The organism is Bacillus sp. PS217 (assembly GCF_037963535.1).
Lineage (GTDB): Bacteria > Bacillota > Bacilli > Bacillales > Bacillaceae > Bacillus > Bacillus subtilis.
The window spans coordinates 1158750-1181076 of sequence record NZ_CP150157.1 but is presented as its reverse complement, the minus strand read 5'-3'; the positions used below and the strand labels follow the sequence as shown (position 1 = coordinate 1181076).

20 protein-coding genes and 1 pseudogene are annotated in these 22327 nt (G+C 46.2%); 11 read left to right on the top strand and 10 right to left on the bottom strand.

What is annotated here, in order from left to right:
* The first annotated feature begins 4 nt into the window (after window positions 1–4).
* Entirely contained in the window at window positions 5–1120 is a 1116-nt protein-coding gene (locus NSQ83_RS06140; RefSeq protein WP_003245056.1) for a mandelate racemase/muconate lactonizing enzyme family protein, read from the top strand.
* 95 nt (window positions 1121–1215) lie between these two features.
* The gene (locus NSQ83_RS06135; RefSeq protein ID WP_009966972.1) at window positions 1216–1845 is read left to right on the top strand and encodes a YitT family protein; all 630 of its coding nucleotides are present in this window, start codon (window positions 1216–1218) and stop codon (window positions 1843–1845) included.
* Window positions 1846–1889: 44 nt separating this feature from the next.
* Here NSQ83_RS06135 and NSQ83_RS06130 read toward each other — a convergent pair whose 3' ends face one another.
* Both NSQ83_RS06130 and NSQ83_RS06125 read right to left on the bottom strand, forming a co-directional pair.
* Window positions 1890–2648 (bottom strand): phosphosulfolactate synthase, encoded by a 759-nt coding sequence (locus NSQ83_RS06130; RefSeq protein WP_003233048.1) that lies wholly within the window; start codon window positions 2646–2648, stop codon window positions 1890–1892.
* Window positions 2645–3331, bottom strand: coding sequence for a 2-phosphosulfolactate phosphatase (locus NSQ83_RS06125; protein ID WP_003233050.1), 687 nt, complete (start codon window positions 3329–3331; stop codon window positions 2645–2647). Before NSQ83_RS06125 ends, NSQ83_RS06130 begins: the two co-directional genes overlap by 4 nt.
* A gap of 184 nt (window positions 3332–3515) precedes the next feature.
* On the opposite strand from NSQ83_RS06125, the gene NSQ83_RS06120 reads away from it, so the two are divergent.
* From NSQ83_RS06120 to cysC, 3 genes are all read left to right on the top strand, one after another.
* Entirely contained in the window at window positions 3516–4226 is a 711-nt protein-coding gene (locus NSQ83_RS06120; protein WP_198878853.1) for a phosphoadenylyl-sulfate reductase, read from the top strand.
* 112 nt (window positions 4227–4338) lie between these two features.
* Window positions 4339–5508 (top strand): sulfate adenylyltransferase, encoded by a 1170-nt coding sequence (sat, locus tag NSQ83_RS06115; RefSeq protein ID WP_003233054.1) that lies wholly within the window; start codon window positions 4339–4341, stop codon window positions 5506–5508.
* Entirely contained in the window at window positions 5505–6104 is a 600-nt protein-coding gene (gene cysC, locus NSQ83_RS06110; RefSeq protein WP_032721314.1) for an adenylyl-sulfate kinase, read from the top strand. Before sat ends, cysC begins: the two co-directional genes overlap by 4 nt.
* Window positions 6105–6131: 27 nt before the next feature.
* Here cysC and NSQ83_RS06105 read toward each other — a convergent pair whose 3' ends face one another.
* Window positions 6132–6938 carry an alpha/beta hydrolase gene (locus NSQ83_RS06105; protein WP_003245141.1) on the bottom strand — a complete coding sequence of 269 codons (807 nt, stop codon included), beginning with the start codon at window positions 6936–6938 and terminating at the stop codon, window positions 6132–6134.
* Window positions 6939–7143: 205 nt separating this feature from the next.
* Here NSQ83_RS06105 and NSQ83_RS06100 point away from each other — a divergent pair, with 205 nt between their 5' ends.
* A complete protein-coding gene (locus NSQ83_RS06100; protein WP_014479410.1) occupies window positions 7144–7782 on the top strand; it encodes a pentapeptide repeat-containing protein in 639 nt (212 codons plus the stop codon).
* A 7-nt stretch (window positions 7783–7789) separates the two neighbouring features.
* On the opposite strand, the gene NSQ83_RS06095 is transcribed toward NSQ83_RS06100, so the two are convergent.
* Entirely contained in the window at window positions 7790–9244 is a 1455-nt protein-coding gene (locus NSQ83_RS06095; protein ID WP_198878852.1) for a PLP-dependent aminotransferase family protein, read from the bottom strand.
* Window positions 9245–9310: 66 nt separating this feature from the next.
* Here NSQ83_RS06095 and NSQ83_RS06090 point away from each other — a divergent pair, with 66 nt between their 5' ends.
* The gene (locus NSQ83_RS06090) at window positions 9311–9973 is read left to right on the top strand and encodes a LysE/ArgO family amino acid transporter (RefSeq protein WP_198878851.1); all 663 of its coding nucleotides are present in this window, start codon (window positions 9311–9313) and stop codon (window positions 9971–9973) included.
* A gap of 49 nt (window positions 9974–10022) precedes the next feature.
* Window positions 10023–10532 carry a DinB family protein gene (locus NSQ83_RS06085; protein ID WP_198878850.1) on the top strand — a complete coding sequence of 170 codons (510 nt, stop codon included), beginning with the start codon at window positions 10023–10025 and terminating at the stop codon, window positions 10530–10532.
* A 49-nt stretch (window positions 10533–10581) separates the two neighbouring features.
* Here NSQ83_RS06085 and iolX read toward each other — a convergent pair.
* From iolX to NSQ83_RS06070, 3 genes and pseudogenes are all read right to left on the bottom strand, one after another.
* Window positions 10582–11609: pseudogene (gene iolX / locus NSQ83_RS06080) on the bottom strand (scyllo-inositol 2-dehydrogenase).
* Between the two features lie 205 nt (window positions 11610–11814).
* Window positions 11815–12828, bottom strand: a complete 1014-nt coding sequence (degA, locus tag NSQ83_RS06075; protein ID WP_198878848.1) for a transcriptional regulator DegA — start codon at window positions 12826–12828, stop codon at window positions 11815–11817.
* A 17-nt stretch (window positions 12829–12845) separates the two neighbouring features.
* Window positions 12846–13709 carry an AraC family transcriptional regulator gene (locus tag NSQ83_RS06070; protein WP_198878847.1) on the bottom strand — a complete coding sequence of 288 codons (864 nt, stop codon included), beginning with the start codon at window positions 13707–13709 and terminating at the stop codon, window positions 12846–12848.
* Between the two features lie 123 nt (window positions 13710–13832).
* Here NSQ83_RS06070 and NSQ83_RS06065 point away from each other — a divergent pair, with 123 nt between their 5' ends.
* Window positions 13833–15200 carry an MATE family efflux transporter gene (locus NSQ83_RS06065; RefSeq protein ID WP_003233074.1) on the top strand — a complete coding sequence of 456 codons (1368 nt, stop codon included), beginning with the start codon at window positions 13833–13835 and terminating at the stop codon, window positions 15198–15200.
* A gap of 29 nt (window positions 15201–15229) precedes the next feature.
* Here NSQ83_RS06065 and farP read toward each other — a convergent pair whose 3' ends face one another.
* Window positions 15230–16054, bottom strand: a complete 825-nt coding sequence (farP, locus tag NSQ83_RS06060) for a farnesyl diphosphate phosphatase (RefSeq protein WP_198878846.1) — start codon at window positions 16052–16054, stop codon at window positions 15230–15232.
* Between the two features lie 231 nt (window positions 16055–16285).
* On the opposite strand from farP, the gene NSQ83_RS06055 reads away from it, so the two are divergent.
* On the top strand, window positions 16286–16765 hold the full coding sequence (locus NSQ83_RS06055; protein ID WP_198878845.1) for a DinB family protein: 480 nt from the start codon (window positions 16286–16288) through the stop codon (window positions 16763–16765).
* A 129-nt stretch (window positions 16766–16894) separates the two neighbouring features.
* Here the strand turns inward: NSQ83_RS06055 and asnB are convergent, their stop codons facing one another.
* Entirely contained in the window at window positions 16895–18739 is a 1845-nt protein-coding gene (asnB, locus tag NSQ83_RS06050; protein WP_029726288.1) for an asparagine synthase (glutamine-hydrolyzing), read from the bottom strand.
* A gap of 145 nt (window positions 18740–18884) precedes the next feature.
* Here asnB and NSQ83_RS06045 point away from each other — a divergent pair, with 145 nt between their 5' ends.
* On the top strand, window positions 18885–19466 hold the full coding sequence (locus tag NSQ83_RS06045; RefSeq protein ID WP_080481060.1) for a DUF2777 domain-containing protein: 582 nt from the start codon (window positions 18885–18887) through the stop codon (window positions 19464–19466).
* Between the two features lie 30 nt (window positions 19467–19496).
* Here NSQ83_RS06045 and wprA read toward each other — a convergent pair whose 3' ends face one another.
* Window positions 19497–22181: a cell wall-associated protease WprA gene (gene wprA, locus NSQ83_RS06040; RefSeq protein ID WP_198878844.1), complete on the bottom strand. Its 2685-nt coding sequence runs from the start codon at window positions 22179–22181 to the stop codon at window positions 19497–19499.
* Between the last annotated feature and the right edge of the window lie 146 nt (window positions 22182–22327).

The following is a 22327-nucleotide window of genomic DNA, read 5'->3' as shown; positions in this document are numbered from 1 at the left end:
CAGTGTGAAAATTGTACGGATTGAAACCTTTCCGCTATTTCATCGATTAGAAAAGCCATACGGAGATGCCAATGGGTTTAAACGATATCGGACTTGTTATCTCATCAGGATTATCACCGAAAGCGGGATAGACGGCTGGGGAGAATGCGTTGATTGGCTCCCTGCTCTCCATGTCGGTTTTACGAAGCGGATCATCCCATTTCTATTAGGAAAACAGGCTGGCAGCCGCCTGTCATTAGTGCGCACGATTCAAAAATGGCACCAGCGGGCGGCCTCCGCTGTAAGCATGGCGCTGACAGAGATTGCAGCCAAAGCTGCGGATTGTTCGGTTTGCGAATTATGGGGCGGGCGATACAGAGAGGAGATTCCTGTGTACGCGTCTTTTCAATCGTACTCAGACTCCCCGCAATGGATCAGCCGCTCAGTCTCCAATGTTGAAGCCCAGTTGAAAAAAGGTTTTGAGCAAATCAAAGTCAAAATTGGCGGGACTTCATTCAAGGAGGATGTCCGGCACATCAATGCGCTGCAGCATACAGCAGGCAGCTCCATTACGATGATTCTGGACGCAAACCAAAGCTACGATGCCGCTGCGGCTTTTAAATGGGAGCGCTATTTCTCCGAATGGACGAACATTGGCTGGCTTGAGGAGCCTTTGCCCTTTGATCAGCCGCAGGATTACGCTATGCTTCGAAGCCGTTTGTCTGTTCCTGTTGCCGGCGGAGAAAACATGAAAGGCCCGGCGCAATATGTGCCTCTCCTTTCACAGCGCTGTTTGGATATCATTCAGCCCGATGTCATGCATGTCAACGGAATTGATGAGTTTCGGGACTGCCTCCAGCTCGCGCGTTATTTCGGCGTCAGAGCATCCGCCCATGCATATGACGGATCGCTCTCACGGCTCTATGCTTTATTTGCACAAGCCTGTCTGCCCCCATGGTCTAAAATGAAGAACGATCACATTGAACCGATCGAGTGGGACGTCATGGAGAATCCTTTTACAGATCTCGTCAGCCTGCAGCCTTCAAAAGGAATGGTCCACATCCCGAAAGGAAAAGGCATTGGCACAGAGATCAATATGGAGATCGTCAATCGCTACAAGTGGGATGGCTCAGCCTATTAAGCTGGGCCATTTCTTTATTTTGAGACATAAATAATGGACAGCCTCATAAAATGAAAACAGCGGACAAGTCTTTTCATAAAGGAGCAAATGACTTAATGGCTGAACTGCTGATGAAAGCAAAACTTACGTTTATGATTGTCGTAGGCGGCGTACTACAAGGACTCGGCATGTCCTTGTTTTTATTTCCGCATGATATTCCGACAGGCGGTGCAGCAGGTATTGCGGTGCTATTGCATTATCTGTTTCAAATCCCCCACGGATTTTCAGTGTGGGCTGTGAATGTATCAATGCTTTTTACCGCTTTAAAATGGCTGGAGATGAGAACATTCACCGGCACCCTCGCTTCTATCACCGTCACCTCTGTCTCGGTATTGATCTTTGATGCAGTTTTTCCTGATATCACATCTAACCTGTGGCTTGATCTGGCAAGCGGCGCAGTGTTATTGGGACTCGGAATCGGACTTTTATACAAATATAAAATTTCGAACGGAGGATTCGGAGCCCTTGCTCTGATGATTTCTATCTACCGCGGCGGGAATCCTGGAACGATCCTGCTCATCATGAATTGCATCATTTTTATGGTCACCGCGTCTATTATTGACTGGGGCATCGTCATTCAAGCCCTCATATGCCAGGTGATATCGACAAGAGTCATCGACTTCATCTACAACATCCGCCTGACCTCACTTCCCTATCTCACGCCTATGTACCGCCATAAAAAATAATAGGCAGAGGCTCTCTTCACGACGAGAGCCCCGCAGCCGCTATTTTACAGAAAAAAGGTATCGGATCTTAGCCCTAAACGCAGCGTTTCCAACGCGATGGCATCATGAAATGGAATATTGGCCAGATTCACATTCGGCCCGATTTTTTGAATAAACCCTTGCTGAAGCGTTTTGTTAGGCGCTTCAAAAATCAGCCTGTTGATATCAATATCCGAGGAAATGATGTCGTCAACAATTTGAAACCTGACATCGCCGCTGCTGGAACAGATCCCTCCCGTTCCGCTTTCTCTGGCTTCTGTAATCACTTTTTCCGCGCCCGCTTCCATATCCTCAACGATATATTCAAGCCATTCCTCAGAGCTTTGCCGGCTTGCTAATTCCGCATCCTTGCTGCCCACCTCACTGAGCACAAGAAATTCATCAGAAAAATCGGCAATGTAAGCCGCTTTCTCTTTATTTGTCATCGGGAGCGTACCGTTTGAAATCTCAATATATTCACAGCCGAAATAGGTGCAGTACCGATGAAATTCATTCACTTTTTTCTGGCTTACGTACTTTTCAAACAGTGTGCCGCCAAAGAAAAATGTAATGTCATGTTCTTTCAGTGTGCTGATTTTTTCTTCAAGATCTTTCGTAAGTAATGATGTGCCCCAGCCGAATTTCACAAAATCAATATAGTCGGACGCTCCGGCTATCGCATCTTTGAAAAATTGCAAGGGATAGCCGTTATCAATTAAAATGGACTGCCCGGTTTCTCTCGGCTTGTTTGTTCTCACTGGCAATTCTAGTGAAAAATCATTCATATTATGACCCTCTCTATCGTTGGAACTTCTCCATCTTGTTTCACTTTCATCACGAAATCGCCCGTCAGTTCTTTTGTACAGTAAACGATGTCTTCCGAATCAAACAATGGCTGGCGGCAGTCAAAAAACTTCTCCGCAACAGAAGAGCCTTTTATTCTTTCAATCGCCTCCGCAGCCGTTACCACATTTGTCCCTTCAATGATGCCTTTGATATACTCCGCACATGCCATATCGTCATCACCGGATGGATGGGAAGCCACTATGTTTATGACACAATCGTTTGCGACGAGCTTTTTCACATGCTGTGCCGTTGTTTTGGCATTGGAAAATCCAGTTACGAACAGATGCTTTGCGTTCAGCGCCCCCAATGCTGCTGTGACGCCGTTTGTTGTTTTCTGGATCAGGCTTTTATCCGTCATATTCTGCCCAGCCATACGTTTTGGAGAATTATCTAAATCAAATCCGCTGATACCGACCCCCTTTTCCTCTCCCGTCAAAACATAATCCGGATAGGTGTCTTTCAGCGCAAAGGCTTCATCAGCTGTCCGGACCAACAAAATCTCTTTCGCCCCGCCGATAAACGCATAATGGGCGACCGTAAAGGCTCTGATGACATCAATGACGATGTTAATGTCCGCCGGGGCAAGCGAATGATGATGCCCCTGATAAATGGCAATCGGCATACTACCTCTCCTTGGGCATAAAACCATTTTGCTAAAAAGCATATTCAGCCGGGCTCTTAATGGTTCCGCACCTCATTTTAGGCGGGCGCTGCACCTAAAACCTGAACCTTTATGCAAAAAATGAATAGTCTGCCTATAACTCGATCAATAGATAAAAAAAGCAGATGCAAACGGGGGGAAAACATTGAACAAAACCATCACATATGACACATGGAACGACATGCTGTCCAAACAGATAACGGATCAATTGATCGATGAGCTCGATGTGTTGAAATGGGCTTACCGAACGTACGGAGAAAAGATTGTGTACGCATGCAGCTTTGGCGCAGAAGGAATGGTGCTTCTCGACTTAATATCAAAAATCAACAAACACGCACACATCATCTTTTTGGATACTGGGCTTCATTTTCAGGAAACATATGAGCTGATCGAAACCGTCAAAGAGCGATATCCGGGATTTGCAATCCAGATGCTCGAACCCGAGCTGAGCTTAACAGAACAGGGGACGAAGTACGGCGGAGAGCTGTGGAAGCATAACCCGAACCTCTGCTGCCAATTGCGGAAAATCGAACCGCTCAAAAAGCACCTGTCCGGCATGACAGCTTGGATTTCAGGACTGCGCCGAGAGCAGTCACCAACGAGAAAACATATTCAATACGTAAACCTGGACCAGAAGTTTGAGCTCATCAAAATTTGCCCGCTCATCCACTGGACATGGGATGACGTTTGGACGTACATCCGCCTGCACAATTTGCCTTATAACAAACTGCACGATCAACATTATCCGAGCATAGGCTGTGAAATGTGTACACTGCCTTCCCCGGACCCGAACGATGAGAGGGCTGGAAGATGGGCCGGACGGGAGAAAACAGAATGCGGCCTGCATCAAGAATAGCGGATGGCAGGTTCTTGATGTGAGAATCGAAATGATGTTGAGACGCTGATGTCAAACTTTCATTAACTGCAGAAAAGAAAACAAGGAAACGTATAATTGGAGGTTGAACACGTTGAATGGAAACGAACCCCACGGAGGGGTATTAATCAACCGCTGTGATCCCGCATGCCATTTTGAAGGGTGCGCGTGCCAAGCAGAGCTGGATCAGCTTGCACTGAGTGATCTGGAGCTTATTGCGATCGGCGGCTACAGCCCGTTAACAGGTTTTTTGGGAGAAAAAGATTATCATTCCGTTGTGAAAGAGATGAGGCTGGCAAACGGCTTGCCGTGGAGCCTGCCGATTACGCTGCCTGTCGGAGAAAAAACAGCAAGACAGCTGTCTGCCGGAGATCACGTCAAGCTTGTGAAAGACGGTGTTACCTACGGCATGATCACAGTCACCGATATATACCAGCCTGATAAAACACAAGAAGCACTGTCTGTTTTTAAAACAAACGATCCTGCCCACCCAGGCGTAAAAAAATTGCTGGCGCGCCCGGATTACTATATCGGAGGGCCTATCACGGTCAGCAGCCTGCCTGACAAATCTTTCGAACAGTTTTATGCAACGCCCGCTGAAACAAGAGCGGCCTTTCAAAAACTCGGCTGGAAAACGATTGTCGGCTTTCAAACCAGGAACCCTGTTCACAGAGCGCATGAATACATTCAAAAAACAGCGTTAGAAACGGTCGACGGTCTGCTGCTTCACCCGCTTGTCGGAGAAACAAAGTCAGACGATATCCCCAGCGATATCAGAATGGAGAGCTACCAGGCTTTGCTTAATCACTATTATCCAAAGGATCGTGTCATGTTATCGGTTTTCCCTGCCGCCATGCGTTATGCAGGTCCGCGGGAAGCGATTTTCCATGCGCTCGTCCGAAAAAATTACGGCTGCACCCATTTTATTGTAGGCCGTGATCACGCGGGTGTCGGCAGCTACTATGGAACATACGACGCCCAAAATATTTTTCAATCATTCACAGAGGAAGAGCTGGGCATCAAGCCGCTGTTTTTTGAGCACAGCTTTTATTGCCGAAAATGCGGAAACATGGGCACCTCCAAAACATGTCCGCACAGCCCGAGAGACCACATCCACTTATCAGGCACAAAAGTGAGAGAGCTTCTCCGCCAAGGCAAAAAGCCGCCTAAAGAATTCAGCCGGCCTGAGGTCGCAGCCGTGCTGATCAAGGGACTTCACCAACAGCCTGTTGCCATCAAGCAAAACAGCGGGGAATTGCAATGACACACAATCCGAACATCATTTGGCATCCCGCTGCCATCTCAAAGTCTGACAGACAGTCCTTAAACGGACACAAAAGCTGCGTCCTTTGGTTTACAGGTTTGTCCGGCTCCGGAAAATCGGTGCTGGCCAATGCTGTCGATGAAAAGCTTTACCGCAAGGGCATTCAGAGCTACGTGCTTGACGGTGATAATATCCGCCACGGCTTAAACAAAGATCTTGGATTTCAGACTGGTGACAGGATTGAAAACATCCGCCGGATCGGAGAAGTGGCGAAGCTGTTTGTCGACAGCGGGCAAATGATTTTAACGGCTTTTATTTCTCCATTCAGAGAGGATCGGGACATGGTTAGAGCGCTCTTTCCTAAAGGTGAGTTCTTCGAAATTTATGTGAAGTGCCCGCTGCATGTTTGTGAACAGCGCGATCCAAAAGGGCTTTATAAAAAAGCGCGAAACGGAGAGATCAAACATTTCACCGGGATCGATTCTCCGTATGAAGCGCCGCTTTCACCCGATTTCATCATTGAGTCAGACCAGACCTCTATTTCCGATGGAGCTGATTTCATCATTAACGCACTGCAAAACAGAGGAATTATATAAAAAACCCGATCAATGTCGGGTTTATTCTTATGAGTTGGAGAACTGCGCAATCAAACTGTTGATCTTCTCTTTTTCCTCATAAAATGCTCCGTGCCCGCTGTTTGCAAACGGAACCAATTCCGACTGTTTGATGCCGCGCTTCAATTCTTTCGCAAAATCAAACGGCGCAATTCTATCCTTTCTCCCGTGCAGGATCAGCGTCGGCACCTTGATTGCAGCAAGTTCCTTTCTGAGATCTTCGTCTCTTAATGCGATGCCCGAGTGGATCGTCCCGTAGGAGGAGGCCTCCAGCATCAGATTGAGAAACCACTGTCTAAGCTCTGGAGACACTTTTTTCTCAAAAAACTGTTTCCCTAAATCAGCCAGTGTTTTGGGCCGATCAGCTTTGAACAATTCAATCATATCGTCAATATCCTGCTTCCTCATCCCGTACGGATAACCCGGGCGTTTTGTAAACGCGGGGGCCGCCGCAGACAGTAAAATCAGCTTATCAACATCGGCTCCTTCATGCCTTGCCATATAACGGATTGCAATGGCGCCGCCCATTGAAAAACCGGCAAGAATCGCATTCTCAAGCTGCAGCGTATAAATGACTGCTTTCACATCATCGGCCATCGTGTCATAATCGTAGCCTTCCCAAGGGCGGTCAGATTGCCCATATCCCCGTAAATCAACGCCGATAAAACGAAATCCCCTTTTCGGAAGCTCATTCATTTGATATTCAAACATCTTATGATTCAACGGCCACCCGTGCAAAAAGATGATCGGCCTTCCATGTCCGATATCCTCTACAAACAGTGTCACATGCTCCTCGGTTTTGATGTAATGCCCCATTCCGCATTCCTCCTGTTCCCTTTGGCTTTCCCGGCCTGTAAACGCCTTGACGTATAGGAAGCTTTCCATTTATGCTTACAAAACAAGCTGGCTGCTGTACCAAGAAAAGGCTCTTCACGATTTACTATATGTATCAATTTCCTTAACGATCTATTAAATTGAACCCGGAAGCCTCTGTTTTTCGGGCAGCAAAGGATGTCATCACATGAATAAAATCGCAATTCAAAAACCAAACATACCGGAAAACCTGCAAACCGCAGATTTTCATGATGCCGTGACGCAGGATGATGTAATCAGCATGCATTTGTTTGAAGATTGTACAATCTGCGGCGAAGATATCGAAAGACTCTGTGTGGAAAAAACGGTATTCAGAAATGTCGTCTTTATCGATGTGTCTTTTCGGCATATTGAACTGACCGATGTGATCTTTGAAAAATGTGATTTATCAAACGCCGATTTCAGCGGGGCTGTCATTCACAGAACTTCAGTTAAGCAGTCAAAAATGGTTGGAATGAATGTGGCGGAAGCAACGCTGCGGAATGTTTCATTCGAGGAATGCCACGGACATTTCAGCTCATTTTCGTACTCAAATATGAAACAAGTTCGATTTGACCACTGTGCTCTTATGCAAAGTGAATGCAGCAATACGGTGCTCCAGCAGACACACTTTGACGGATGCGAATTGGAAGGCGCCAGCTTTACCGGCACATCCCTTCAAAACATGGACATCAGCACGTGCCGTTTTGAACAGCTTCATGTCTCCCTCGACAAATTGAAAGGCTGCAAAATCGCACCTGAGCACGCGATTGCCTTCGCCAGGGCACTGGGAGCTGTCATCGTATAACCAAAGCTTAGGACATCATCAGGCAGCGTGCTGTTTCAGCTGCCGCTTTAATGCCAGTTTCCAAATCTCCAAGAGATGCATAGGAATATGACAGCCTGATGCTGTTTCGGTCTTCACCGTCATAAATGTAGCCGGGATTCACAAGCACCTGCCGTTTCAGCAATCCATAAAAGAAACGGCTGACAGGCAGGTTTTTGTGAAATGTCACCCAAATATAAAAGCCGCCTGCGGGAATCCGCCACGTGGCAATGTCCCCGGCATACCGCTCGAGAAAATGAACGGCGGCGTCTCTCCTTTCTTTAAGCTTCCTGCGTACCCAAGTCAGATGCTCTTCATAATACCCCTGTGACAGCCACTCGGCAGCCGCCCACTGGGACAGGCCGCTTGATCCGTAGTCTGTCTGCATTTTAATGTCCGCCAGCCTTTCAATAACCGGCTCCGGACCGGCAAGCCAGCCGATTCGCAGACCGGGGCTAACCGTTTTTGAAAACGTGCCCAGATACAGAATATTGCCCTCATGATCCATTGCTTTCAACGGCTGCGGAGGTTTTTCTTCAAACCATAAATCACCGTACGCATCATCCTCAATGATGGGCAGCTGCTCTTTTTTTGACAGGCTGATGATCTCTTTCCTTCGCTGCTCTGACATGACTGTGCCTGTCGGATTATGAAACGACGGAATCGTGTAAAGCAGCTGTCCTCCATATTGTTTTCGATTAGAAGAAACAAGCCCCGCTTTGACCCCTTCATCATCCATCGGCAAGCCGCGAAGCCGCATCCCAGCTGATTGAAATACATGCAAGGATTGAAGGTAGGACGGCTTCTCCGTCAAAATGACAGAATCTCGTTTTAAAAGTCCAATTGAGATGAGCTGAAGTGCCTGAAGTGCACCGGACACAATTAAAATTGCAGACGGTGACACATGGATCTTCTTTCCTTTTAAATGGTCGGCCACTGCCTCCCGCAGCTGACGGTTTCCTTTCGGCTGCTCATATCCTAAAGACAGGGCGCCCGGATTGATTTGCTGAAACATCCGTCCAATTGTGTCAGCAGGCACAAGATCCGATGAAAGTTCTCCAGTTCCTAATCTGATGATATCCGCTCTTGGTTCGTTCTGATTAATAGCTTGAATGATGGAAGAATTGGCGCGATGAATGCCCGAACGGACGTAATCGCTCCAATCAAGCGGAGGCTCAGCCGCCAGCACGCTCCAAGTACTGTTTACAACCTTCGTACCGCCGCCTCTTCTTCCCTCTAACAAGCCTTGAGACGTGAGTTCATCTATGGCTGCTGTGACTGTGCTGCGGTTGACTTGAAACATGCCGGCCAGCGTTCTCTGTGAGGGGATTTTCGTCCCTACAGCCCACTCTCCGTGAAGAATCTTGTCTTTCATATATTGTTCGATCTGCCGATGCAGCGGAACATCCGACTTTCGGCTTGGCTGCCATTGCGACAAGGTCATGCCCCCCTTTTTTACACATTATACATTTGGCTGGTTTCTAACCCAACCAAATGGCTGGAGACTTTAGTGACAATCTCTCTTATGATTGAAAAAAAATGTGAAAGGAGCTTTTTCAGCATGAATGCAATCATTCACGGAATTGTGCTCGCGTTTGGCTTAATTTTGCCGCTGGGAGTGCAGAATGTGTTTATTTTTCAGCAAGGCGCGTGGCAAAAGCATATTTTGCGGGCTCTCCCAGCTGTCATCAGTGCTTCAGTCTGCGATACCCTGTTAATCGTATTAGCCGTTGCGGGCGTGTCTGTCATTGTGCAGGAGCTGCCTGTGTTTGAGACAGTCATGATGGCCGGCGGATTTTTATTTTTGCTTTATATGGGCTGGGTGACTTGGAACAGCCGTCCGAACACAAGCCAAAATGAGAAACATACGTTCACACCAAAAAAGCAAGCAGCGTTTGCGGCCGCTGTTTCTCTTTTAAACCCGCATGCCATTCTGGACACGATCGGCGTCATCGGCACGAGCTCTCTTCAATATTCGGGGCTTGAGAAATGGCTCTTTATGGCCGCCTGCATCGCTGTGTCTTGGATTTGGTTTATCAGCCTTGCAATAGCGGGCCGGTTGTTTCAGACGATAGATACGAGCGGCAGGCTTATGCTGATCGTAAACAAATGCTCTGCAGCGGTAATGTGGGCAGCGGCAGGATATTTTGGGGTGTCACTCTTTTGCAATTGAAGGAGAAACAGATGAAAAAAACGAATTTCTTAGAAAAGGGGGCATGCTGATGACTGATGCAAAACAGTTTTATGACTATCATTCTTGGGCAAACAAGAAAATATTTACCCATATCGAAAACCTGCCGGAGGAAACTGCCTATCAAGAAGTAAAGAGCGTATTTCCTTCTGTCAGCGACGTGCTGCTTCATATGTGCAGGGCTGACTACATTTGGCTGAATGTTCTTTCGGGAGTGGCCTACCAAGAGATTATAGACAGCGCAGGCAAATTAGAGTCCGCGCAAGGTAATATGGCAGCGATTAAACAGCACGCTGCCGAGCTGGAGTCACAGTATCATGATTTCTTCAGCCGCCAGACGGACTTAGAACAGACCTTCACAATGCAGCATCCGAAACTAGGTACACTGGAATCAACCTATGCAGACACTATCCTGCATGTCGTCAATCACGGGACTTACCATAGAGGGAACGTAACCGCCATGCTGAGACAGCTGGACCATTCAGGCATACCTACTGATTATATGTACTATTTATATGAGAAAAGAGAAAGCAAGGGCTAAAATGTCCTTGCTTTTTTTGTGGAAAGCCTCAAATGCAACATATTAGCTTTTACATACCTGTATAAGCGCGCTTCAATCTAGCTGTACCGGCCTGCCGCTTCGAAAGGAATTGGTTGCGGCGATACCCACTTCTAAATTGATCGTCGCATCAATATCAGTCACAATCGGTGTTTTTCCATTCCGAACACACTCGGCGAAATGCTGAAGCTCCAAGCAGTAGGCTTCATGAAAACGAGTTTGAAAGTCTGGAATGATATCAAAACTGCTCCCTTTAGCCGATAGGATGGTCACATGTTGATGTCTCAATGTCCCTATGAAAATACTGCCCTCTGTCCCGATCACCTCCGCCCGGATGTCATGTCCGTATGGAGAGGTTCTGCTTGCCTCGACGTCCCCCGCTGCGCCGGAGTCAAATTCAATATACGTCAGCGCCTGATCCACATCGCCATACTGCTCCATAAACGGATTGTTCAGAATCCTGCCGTGTCCTGAAACAGAAGTGATTTCCGCCCCTAGCAAATAACGGGCAATATCATAGTCATGGATGGAACAGTCGATAAAAATTCCACCGCTGTGTTTGATAAATTCTGCGGGAGGCGCGCCTTGGTCGCGCGTAAAGCCTTTATAATAGATAGGTTTGCCGATTTCTCCAGCGTCGATCCGCCGCTTGGCATCTGCGTATGCTGGATCGAACCGTCTCATAAAGCCGACTTGGCAGATGACACCTGTCTCTTTCACTTTTTCAGAAACTGCTCTTGATTCCTCAAGGCTTAATGTCAGCGGTTTTTCAACGAAGATCTGTTTGCCGTTCTCGGCAGCTTTGATGATCATATCACCATGTGTGCTTGTCGGCGTTACGATAATGACAGCGTCAATGCCGGTATCTTCTAACACTTCATACGGGTCCTCTGACCATTTTTCGATACCGAGTTCTCTGGCAACCTGCTCTGCTCTCCCTTTTAACGGATCACCGACACAAACCAGCTTTGCCCCCGGCACACTGGTGACGAGATTTTTCGCATGATAATAACCGAGCCTTCCTAATCCCAATACTGCGCACCTTACTTGATGTTCCACGTCCCATCCTCTCCTTTTTCTTACAGGCTCGCTTTGGGAAAGCGCTTTCTCTTAACAGCTAAAAAAACAGCGGTTCTATCCGCTCTGCCATTTTGCGCAAGCGCTTTCTCAAAAGATGGTTTCATTTTACACTGCCTTTGGTTTACACGCAATATGTTTTTTTGGCTTCAACTGTCATAATGAAAAAACCCGCTCATTAGCGGGCTCATGTGTTGAGCGGTGATGTAGAATGTCTGACTACAAGCTCAGGCGGGAGCACTATTTTTTGTTTCGCCTTTCGTTTTCCCTCTATTGCTTCTGCCAGCAGTTCGATGACGCTCCGCCCCATCTCTTTTATCGGCTGGGCTACGGTTGTCAGGGGCGGAGCCGCCATTTCTGCGAGTATCGTATTATCAAAACCAATGATAGAAAGATCATCCGGCACTTTTAAGCCTCTTATTCTCGCAGCTTGTATGGCGGCACAAGCCAATACGTCGTTGAAGGCAAAAATAGCAGTCGGAGCGTTTCTGTCGAGCAATTTTCCCGCTTCTTCCTTGCCGCTTTCCAAGGAAAACCGCGTCTGGATGATAAGTGATTCATCAATGGGCACGCCCGCTTCCTCCATCGCCTGACGGAAGCCTTTGATTCTATTTTTTTCGCCTGTCGTTGACCCGTCTCCGATAATGCAGGCGATGTTCGTGTGGCCGAGTGACAGAAGATGCTTGGCAGCCTCATATCCGCCACGAACGTCATCTATCACAACAATATCCATCGGAAGAAGCGGCTTATCCTGAGAAATCATGGCAATCGGAATGTGTTCACTGGCGATTTCCTCCAAAGCAGACATACTGTCATGGCTTTCAATCCCTGTTGCAAAAATAATGCCATCCACCTTTTTCTGTTTCAGCACAGAAAAATACTTTGTTTCTTTTTTCGGATCGTAATCGGTGCTGCAAATCAACATTTGAAAACCGAGCTCATCCGCTCTTTCCTCAATGCTTTTGGCCAGTTCGCCGTAAAACGGATTTGAAATATCAGGCGCCACGAGAGCAATCATATTCGTTCGTTTTCCCGTTAACGCCGCGGCGTGGACATTGGGCGTGTATGCCATTTCATTCATGACATTCATGACCTTCTGCCGTGTTTTATCGCTGATTCTCCCCGTATTGTTTATCACACGGGACACAGTTGTGATCGAGACACCCGCCGCCTTTGCCACATCGTAAATTGTTGTTTTCATGTTCATCCCTCGTCTGGTTATTGAACTTTCCGGCTGACAATTTTCCGGTATTCAATTGGTGAAATGCCTTCTATCTGCTTAAAGAGTTTTGAAAAGTATGTCGGATCTTCCATTCCGACCGTTTCCGCAATAACGCCCATTTTATCATTTGTAGAGGATAAAAGACGCTTCGCTTCCGTCATTCTCACCCGGTTCGTGTATTGTGCCGGAGTTACGCCGAGCACCTGCTGCATGCAGCGGCTCACATAATCCTGATGATAGTGAAGGGCGAGCGACAGATCCTTGATTGTCGTCTTTTCCTTATAGTGCTCCTGTAAGTACCGGGCCGCCTCCCAGGCTACCCGCTCTTTCGCAGACGGTATTTGGAACGCTTCTTTTTGAAGATGCAGCATCAGCTCCTCAAATAAGATTTGCTTTCTGAGCGGCAAATCAGAGTTTTCCGCGGAGTAATCAATCAGTCTTTCAAACTGCTGGGCCATAAACTGCGGGCGCTGCACCTTGCCTTTTCTCGGCAAAGCCAATCCGTAGCGGGCCGGCTCTTCGAAGCTCCCTTTTTCCTGCTGAAGATCAGACCAGTTGCTGCCTCCCTTTGCCGTAAATTCATATCGATGTTCATTGAAGTGAAGCCAATAGTAGGAGGTTGCTTCATCACTGCCCTTCGTCCCGTAGTGTTCAAGACCGGGAGAAAGCAAGATGTACTCGCCGCCTTCAACAGAAAACGATGTTTCATTTTCCGTTATATATAACGTTCCCTGTTTGACATATATCAGATCAAACACGGAGAATACACGTTTCACATGGGTTTCTCCTTTTTTAAAAACCCCTTCCCCAGCTGCGATAAATACCGGAAAAGGCGGGACTGTAAACAGGATGCGAGGCATTTGAATCATCCTCCTTTTTAAGTCGGATTTTTACAAGAAGTATCGTTTCTATCCCTTTTTATTATAAGGAAATGGAGGTACACTTTAAAACGTTGATTTTATTTACGAAAGGGGTTAGACACTATGAAACAAGCTGTCTTCAAATCAACTGCTTTGAAAAAACCCGCTGACAAAACGTTCTCATTATTTTCGCTTACTTGGCCGATCTTTATTGAGGTCTCATTATATATGTTTATGGGTAATGCCGATACACTGATGCTCAGCCAATACTCGGATAACAGCGTGGCAGCAGTCGGCGTCAGCAACCAGATTTTAAATTTAATTATCGTGATGTTCAGCTTTATCGCAACAGGAACGACCGTTATCATTTCACAATTTCTAGGCTCACGGCAAAAGAAAGAAGCCATGGAAGTCGCTTATGTGTCAATCGGCGCCAACTTCTTCATCAGCCTGGCCATCAGCGCCGTCGTCTTTTTCGCGGCTGTCCCTCTGCTTCATATGATGGGATTATCAGACGCACTGATGCCTGATGCGAAAGTCTTTTTACAAGTTGTCGGAGGTCTGTCCTTTATTCAGGCTTTAATCATGACATTCAGCGCGATCTTAAAAAGCTACGGCTACACAAAAGATACAATGTTTGTCACTATCGGCATGAACATTTTAAACATTGCCGGAAACTTTGTTGTGATTTTCGGTTTGTTCGGCTTTCCTGTTCTCGGCGTTGCCGGTGTGGCCATGTCCACATCTATCGCCCGCGTCATCGGATTAATCGCGATGATTGTGATTGTCAACAAACGCATTCAGCTGAAGATGTCGCTGAAAAAAGTCTTTCATATGCATAAAGAGCATTTGCGCAAGCTGCTGAAAATCGGCATTCCTTCTGCGGGAGAGCAGCTTTCATACAACCTTTCGCAAATGATTGTTACGTATTTTATCGCCATCATGGGCGCGCAGGCGTTGACAACAAAAGTGTATACGCAAAATATTACGATGTTTATTTTGCTGTTCGGCACTGCGATCAGCCAGGGTACACAAATCTTAATCGGCCGTTATATCGGCGGCAAACAATTTGATGCCGCTTATGAGCGCTGCATGAAGAGCTTATATTGGGCACTCGGAATTGCTGCGGCTACCTCTGTTTTGATGACGATCTTTTCAAAAGACCTGATCGGACTCTTCACACAAAGCCCTGACATTATAGCAACTGCAAGCCTATTAATTGCCATGACCATTATCCTTGAACCAGGCCGCTCGTTTAATGTCATTATCATTAACTCTCTGCGGGCCGCGGGGGATGCGAAATTCCCGGTTTACATGGCAATGATTTCAATGTGGGGCATCGGCCTCCCGCTTGCTTATCTTTTCGGCATCCACCTCGGTTTCGGTCTTGCCGGCATTTGGATTTCTTTTATCGCGGATGAATGGGTCCGGGGAATCTTAATGTACAGAAGATGGCGCTCACGTATTTGGATTCAAAAAGGTATGGCGTAACACCCGGCTCAATCAAGGCCGGGTGTTTTTTAGATATCAGACAGAATCTGCTTCACTTCGGTCTCTGTGAGAGCGATGTGATGTTGAAATACATCGTGCTTGTTCGCCCGGATTTTTTCTAAAACAGCCCGGTACAAATGAAGAGCGGCTTTCACCGTTTTTTGAGAATACTGCGGAAATAGCGGCAAGGCATCCTGACACTCTTCAAGGTAGGCTTCTGCTTCAAAAGCGATATACTCCCACGTCATTGTGAACGCTTTATTTACGGTGCCTTTTTGGAGATCAGCCTCTGTATAGCCGAATTGCTGCATTACCTGACGGGGAATGCGGTTTTTTTGCTGATCTGTGCCAAGATCACTTAAGAAGCGAACCAGCTGTATGGCCAAGCCGAGAGAGACGGCTGCTTGTTTGAGCTGATCTTGTTTTCGGCGTGTCAGTATCGGCAGCAGCATCAATCCGGCTGCACCGCCCGTCCGATATGCGTACATGAGCAGTTCATCAAGGTCATCATACGGCTTGGCGTCTTCTTTTTGTGCGGCAATAAACTCCCGAAAAGGTTCGCTTTCCAATGTAAAGGTCCGATACGCATGATCAAAAGCCTTCCATAGATGCTGTTTACCGTTATTTGTCCTTTGGTAAACATGATCAGCTTTAGCTTCAAATGCGGGCAATACCTTTTCGTCTGCACTGGCCGCCGTGTGGCAAAACGACAATACTGCCCAAGAGGCTTGTCTTTGCTTTAGCGGGAGATATGATAATGCTTTGAAACAGGCTGGCGCGTATTCGCCAACAATCTGTCCGCATTGCTGGTAAGCTTCTTTTATCTCTTTCATTTTCTCACTCCTATGTATCACTGCTTCTTCAAGTCTAGTATGTTTTTTCCTAATTGTATATGAAGAAAATGCCGATTCTTACTTTGTAAAAGTAACAAGACGCACAGCATCATCGACGAGATATGCATTATTATTTTTAATGCCATACAACAGGTAGAATGTAAACATTTCTCAATCATCACTTCAATAACGGAGGAATCACGGAAAAAAGGGCTAATTGTTATGATACATGATAGTATTGGAGTGAGTTCAGTGATGAAATTTTTTGAATATAACTGGCAGGTTAGAGATCAATGGTTTACTTGGTGTCATCAACTAACCACTGAAGAATTACTTAAAAACCGTCTTGGCGGAGTAGAGAATATTTTATATACCCTTTTTCATATTATTGATGTGGAATATAGTTGGATTCGTGCTATCCAAGGAAAAGAAGATATCGCTGTTCAGTTCGCTGATTATCAAACACTCAATAAAGTGAAATCTCTCTCAAAAACATTCCGAACTGAAATAATTGATGTTTTACAAACACATTCAGATCAAATAAAAGATGAACTTGTAAGCGTTCCTTGGGAGACAGGTGTTTTATATACGCGAGATGAAATATTACACCATATCATCGCTCACGAAATTCACCATATTGGTCAACTTTCTGTATGGGCTAGGGAATTAAAGTTAAGCCCGGTATCAGCTAGTTTTATCGGCAGAACATTAAAACCTATTCATTCTTATTGAAGGAATGCGGGGGCAATTCGATAGTGCTGTTGTACAAAAAAGGATAGATAGAGCATATATTTCCCTGCTCATCTATCCTTCTTATTTAAATCTATACATCTCTGGCTTTTAATCACATTTGCATTGAACCTACCTCTCGTCAATATCAATGCGATACGCTTCAAACCATGTATGAATTTGAGCAAGATGGGCGATCAGCTGAGGCCCCTTCATGAGCTGCCCGAACCACGGCACCTTGAAGGAGGAGCCTTCCGTTTCTAAAAGCTGATCTAATTGTTTTCTGTCCAGTAAGGTATGGAGCACTGAGTCCTTTTGGCTTCTGATCGTTTTCAGCCATTCGCTGACGCCTTTTGTATATTCCGGATGGTGTGTTTTCGGATACGGGCTTTTTTTGCGATACAGAATGTCATCAGGCAAAATACCTTCAAGCGCTTTGCGCAAAATGCCTTTTTCCCGATTATCATGCATTTTCATTTCCCACGGAATATTCCAAACATATTCCACAAGCCGGTGATCGGCGAACGGCACCCGCACTTCCAGGCTCGCCCCCATGCTCATGCGATCCTTCCGATCCAAAAGGTTCGTCATAAACCAAAGCATATTTAAATAGAACAGCTGTCTTCTTGCTTTATCCACACCCGTTTCACCATCTAATAATGGCGTTTCTGCCAAGGTTTCTTCATATTTGGCATTTACGTATTCTTTCAGATTCAATTTTTTCTGCCATGAGTCAGAAAGCAGCTTGATCCGCTCCTCCGTTGATCTCATCCATGGAAAGCCAGACTCAACATCTGCCGTATGGAACCACGGGTACCCGCCGAAAATCTCATCCGCGCACTCTCCCGATAGGCTGACGACAAAGTCCTTTTTGATTTCCCGGCAAAACCACAGCAGGGATGAGTCGACATCCGCCATTCCCGGCAAATCTTTGACCAGAACAGCTTCCTCCAAATGATCAACGAGATCTTTTTGGCTGATGACGCATTTGTGGTGCGTTGTGCCGAAAGCCTCTGTCATTTTTTCAATCCATGGTCCGTCATCATTCGGCTGAAAAGCGCTTGCTTGAAAAAATTTATCGTTCTCTTCGTAATCAATCGAATAAGTATGAAGCGGTGCTTTTCCTTCCTTTTCAAAATGGCCCGCCGCAATCGCTGTAATTGCGCTTGAGTCCAGACCGCCTGATAGGAATGTGCAAACAGGCACATCCGACACAAGCTGCCGCGTCACCGCGTCCTGAAATAACGATCTGACATTGGCAACCGTGTCATCAAAACTGTCCGTATGTTTTTCGCTTTCAACATTCCAATAACGCCAAATATTAAGTCCGTCTTTGGAAAATGTCAGCGCATGAGCCGGGCGGATTTCTTTTATACCTTTAAATATGCCAGTGCCCGGGGTTCTGGACGGTCCAAGACCGAAAATTTCAGAAAGTCCCGTTCTGTCCACTCGCGCTTTTATATCAGGGTGCGCGAGGATTGCTTTGATTTCCGACCCGAAGAGAAATGAAGAGCCTTCCTTCGTGTAAAAAAACGGCTTTACACCGAGACGGTCTCTCGCGGCAAACAGCAGATTACGCTTTTCATCCCACACAGCGAAAGCGAATATGCCATTGAGATGGTCGACACAGTCTTCCTGCCACTCGATGTAGCTGTGCAGAAGCACCTCGGTATCTGACGTACGCTCGAATTGATGGCCCCGCGCCCGCAATTCTTTGCGCAAATCTTCCGTGTTATACAGCTCGCCATTGTAAATAATGGTGTACGTATCCCCTTTATAGGTACACGCCATCGGCTGGCGTCCTCCTTCAATATCAACAACTGCAAGTCTTTTATGTCCGAATAAAACATGGTGCTCCCCCCAAACGTTTGAATCATCAGGCCCTCGTTTGGAAAGAGTGTCTGTCATTCTGTCCATCGTTTGTTTTTCCTGGACGAGCTGCTTTTTAAAATCGACCCAACCCGTAATTCCACACATGTGACATCAGCTCCAATCCCGTTTCTTTCGTAACAATTTCGTTTCTTTCAGCACCTTAGTAAGTTTATGCATCTATAGGCAGATAGTTGATTTGTCCATAAAAGAGTTGTATGGGACAGGCTTGAATTGGAAAGAAAAGAGAGGAATGAAGAAAAAGGAGACAGCATGGATGAAACGGAAACAATTGTTATATACAGAGGAACGAAAGTGGGAATACGGCACCATCCTCATTGAAGACGGCATCTGCTTAATCGAAAACGGTGAAGGTGATATACTTTTGGCGGACACTCTCCAACACAGCCCAATCTGGATCCATCATAAAGGAAAGTGGGAGCAAGCCGGCTTTCAGGACAAGTTGGTTTTGGCATGCGGTGCAGAAAACATCTCCCTTTCCGGCGGAGAACGCATCCGCTATGAGAAATCAGTCAAGCGGCCGCTCATGGCGCTTTTGGATTCGCTTGACGACGAAACCTTTCTCGCATTTCTGCAGCACTTGCACAGCTTCGGCTTATCCGTATTCGATTGCGTCTTTTCTTATAATAAAGGAGTCTTTTCGAATACTTCGGCGGGGCAGGGTGTGTCCTTTTATCACTTTTCAAATGACACCGCACAATGCGCGATGCAGCATCACTACAGCAGCGAAGGGACAGGAGACCGTTTTGAATGGACAGCTTCAAACGGAAAGCGATCCATTATGTATTCAGCAGTCCAACGGGGGCGCAAATAAAAAAGCGGTGCATCGAGCACCGCTTTTTGGTTACTTTTCAACAACAACTTTTGCTTCCTTGCTTTCTTTTTTATCTGTATCCACAGCCGTGACGTACAGCACCGTTCCGGCTTTTTGTTTTTTGATTTTCACCGAAAACGTTCCTTTTGCGTCAGCTTTGGCAGAAGCAATGACTTTCTTTGATTTGTTTTTCACTCTGATCATCGCTTTGCTGTTTGCCTTCCCTTTTACTGCCGTATCCTTCGTTTTCACCGCGTTTACTTTCGGTGTGCCGGAAGGTTTTCCTTTGACGACAACAACTTTATACGATGTTTTCGCATCGCCTTTTGTTGCTTTCACATACAGTACTTGATCCTGTTTTTGAGTCGCGATATTAACCTTGAACGCATTGTCTTTTCCGGCTTTGGCGCTGCCGAGTTTCTTTTTGCCGTTCATCACCTCGATAAGTGTGCCTTCCTTCGCGCTTCCTCTGACAGCTGTTTGAGTGCTTTCCAGCTTGTTGACCTTAAGCTGTAAATCAGCTGCGCTGACAGCCTTCATGACATTCAGCCGCCCGTAGCCTGAATGCCAGTCTACACCAGGTGTCTTCGGAATTTCAATCGGATCGCCATAATCGTCATACAACTCTTCTTCTCCGCCATCGACACTTTCAAAGGAAATATCATCTGCCGTCTTTTTCAACATATCCTCAACTTCTGTTCTTTTCAGCTTAGGATTTTGGGCAAACAGCAATCCTGCAGCAGCGGCAGCATACGGCGTCGCCATAGACGTTCCGCTCATGTACGTGACATTTCCGTTCGGCACTAAGCTCGGGATATCAGACCCTGGAGCAGATATGTCCAGACCTTTTCCATAGTTAGAGAAATCAGCGGTCATATCCATGCGGTTCGTTGCGCCGACTGACATCACATATTTAGAAGATGCAGGATAAGATAAGGCATTTTCTCCATCATTCCCGCTGGCTGCGGCAATCAAGACATTTTTGTCAGCTGCGTACTTCAAAGCAAATTCAAGCACGCGGCTGTAGCCTCCGCCTAAACTTAAATTAATCACCTTTGCTCCTTTGTCAGCAGCATATTTGATGCCGAGAGCAATTTGTTCAGTATCTCCGGAACCTGCGGAATCAAGCACTTTTACAGGGATGATTTTTGCTTTGGCATTCAATCCAGTCATTGAATAGCCGTTATCGCTTTGGGCTGCAATAATGCCTGCGACATGCGTCCCATGCCCCTGATCATCCATTGCATTGTTATTTCGTCCGACAAAATTGTGTCCGAGATCTGTTCTTACTTTTCCTTTTAAATCGGCAAGCGTGCTGTCTACGCCTGTGTCTACTACTGCAATGAGTGTATCGTTAAGCTTGCGTTTGGACAGCAATGTGTTGGCAGGCTCATATTTCACATCCGCATTTTTGACACCGCCGTTTTCACCAGTGTTTTTAAGCGGCCATTGGTAAGGATACTGAATATCGTTTGCCAAGCTTTTGTATTCCTGTACGGGTTCCGCAAACTCTACATTGGACATCTTGGATAGTGTCGCAGCAGCGCTTTTGACCCTTTTGGCGCTTGCCGTATATGCGCCGTTCTGTTTCTCATCTTTCGGAAGTTCAAATGAATACAGATTGTCAAACAGTTTCTTTGCCTTTTTCACATTGGATATGTCTTTTTTCGATTGCGCGCTTGCAGAAAAGCCCTTCATTTCATTATGTACGGATGAGAGGCTTTTATTGTCCTTCACCTTGAAAATAACCTTTGTTGTCTGAACTTCACTTTTTGCTGCAATATTGTTTTCTGTTAAAATGGTTCCGGCTGTTTTGCCTTGCAGCTGCTTCATATTTAGTCGGTCCGCTTGTTTCTTTATCTCCTCTTTAAGGAATGACGGGACTGATTGTAAAGCTTTATCATATAGCCGGTTGATTGCTTTTTGATCCTTTTCAGTGACCTTATACGAAGATGATGCTCCGTTTTCTGACACATCGTCAAATAACGGCTTTAATGTCACAAGATCCTGATAGATTTCATTTCTTGCTGTTTTATTGAGTGCGAGTTTTGCAACGATAAACGGTGCTGCTTTGTAATAAAGGCTTGTCAGTTCTTTGCCTTCTGCTGTTTGGCTCAGCTGCTCATCACGAATCGATCTCAACTTATCCAGGATGCCTTTTCCTGATTTCTTCTGATCGACACTCATTTCAACCGGACAAGCTTCTTCCTCTTCTAAATCTGACGGCTGTTTTTTGGTGCCTTTATACCCAATCGTATACTTGGCTTCTGCAGCTGCTTCTGCCGTTCCGCCGTCCTCTGGCTCTTCTTCTCCGAGGTATTCAACTTTTACATAGTAAGGGCCGCTCCACGCGTATGGAAAAATGACTTCGCTTTTTCCATCCTCCGCTGTGAAAGAACGGTACATCTCAAACGTCTCATCTTTAAGCGCTTTTTCCTTACTTGGATATACAGATACATTCAGTACTGAATCACTCTTTACGGTCAGTGCCATATGTGAGTTTTTCTGAATATCCGTTGCTCCCGGGGTCACTTTGTACCATTTCACCTGTTCCGGCTCCTTCATGGCGCCTGTCTGCTCTTTGCCGTTTTCCAGAGCAGCCGCCTGATCGATCGCGCCGGCCGCTACAGCTTTGGTTCCCGGAGAAAAAAGGCTGAAAATCAGTGCAAAAATAAGCACTGCCGCCACAACCGAGCTGAATTTTCTGCGTTTCATGTTATCCCTCCTGCAAAATAATGAATCTCCTTGAAGGTATCATAATTTCATAGGACGAGATACCGCTTACAGGGAATTTTAAGGTTATTTTAAATGATTTGGAATATAAGGGGATAAATATAAGAAAACCCAACTCTATCAAAGAG

Coding starts and splice junctions, on each gene's coding strand:
- NSQ83_RS06135 (WP_009966972.1), top strand. CDS start 1,216: ATGGCTGAACTGCTGATGAAAGCAAAACTTACGTTTATGATTGTCGTA.
- NSQ83_RS06130 (WP_003233048.1), bottom strand. CDS start 2,648: ATGAATGATTTTTCACTAGAATTGCCAGTGAGAACAAACAAGCCGAGA.
- NSQ83_RS06125 (WP_003233050.1), bottom strand. CDS start 3,331: ATGCCGATTGCCATTTATCAGGGGCATCATCATTCGCTTGCCCCGGCG.
- cysC (WP_032721314.1), top strand. CDS start 5,505: ATGACACACAATCCGAACATCATTTGGCATCCCGCTGCCATCTCAAAG.
- NSQ83_RS06105 (WP_003245141.1), bottom strand. CDS start 6,938: ATGGGGCATTACATCAAAACCGAGGAGCATGTGACACTGTTTGTAGAG.
- NSQ83_RS06100 (WP_014479410.1), top strand. CDS start 7,144: ATGAATAAAATCGCAATTCAAAAACCAAACATACCGGAAAACCTGCAA.
- NSQ83_RS06095 (WP_198878852.1), bottom strand. CDS start 9,244: ATGACCTTGTCGCAATGGCAGCCAAGCCGAAAGTCGGATGTTCCGCTG.
- NSQ83_RS06085 (WP_198878850.1), top strand. CDS start 10,023: ATGACTGATGCAAAACAGTTTTATGACTATCATTCTTGGGCAAACAAG.
- degA (WP_198878848.1), bottom strand. CDS start 12,828: ATGAAAACAACAATTTACGATGTGGCAAAGGCGGCGGGTGTCTCGATC.
- NSQ83_RS06070 (WP_198878847.1), bottom strand. CDS start 13,709: ATGCCTCGCATCCTGTTTACAGTCCCGCCTTTTCCGGTATTTATCGCA.
- NSQ83_RS06065 (WP_003233074.1), top strand. CDS start 13,833: ATGAAACAAGCTGTCTTCAAATCAACTGCTTTGAAAAAACCCGCTGAC.
- asnB (WP_029726288.1), bottom strand. CDS start 18,739: ATGTGTGGAATTACGGGTTGGGTCGATTTTAAAAAGCAGCTCGTCCAG.
- NSQ83_RS06045 (WP_080481060.1), top strand. CDS start 18,885: ATGAAGAAAAAGGAGACAGCATGGATGAAACGGAAACAATTGTTATAT.
- wprA (WP_198878844.1), bottom strand. CDS start 22,181: ATGAAACGCAGAAAATTCAGCTCGGTTGTGGCGGCAGTGCTTATTTTT.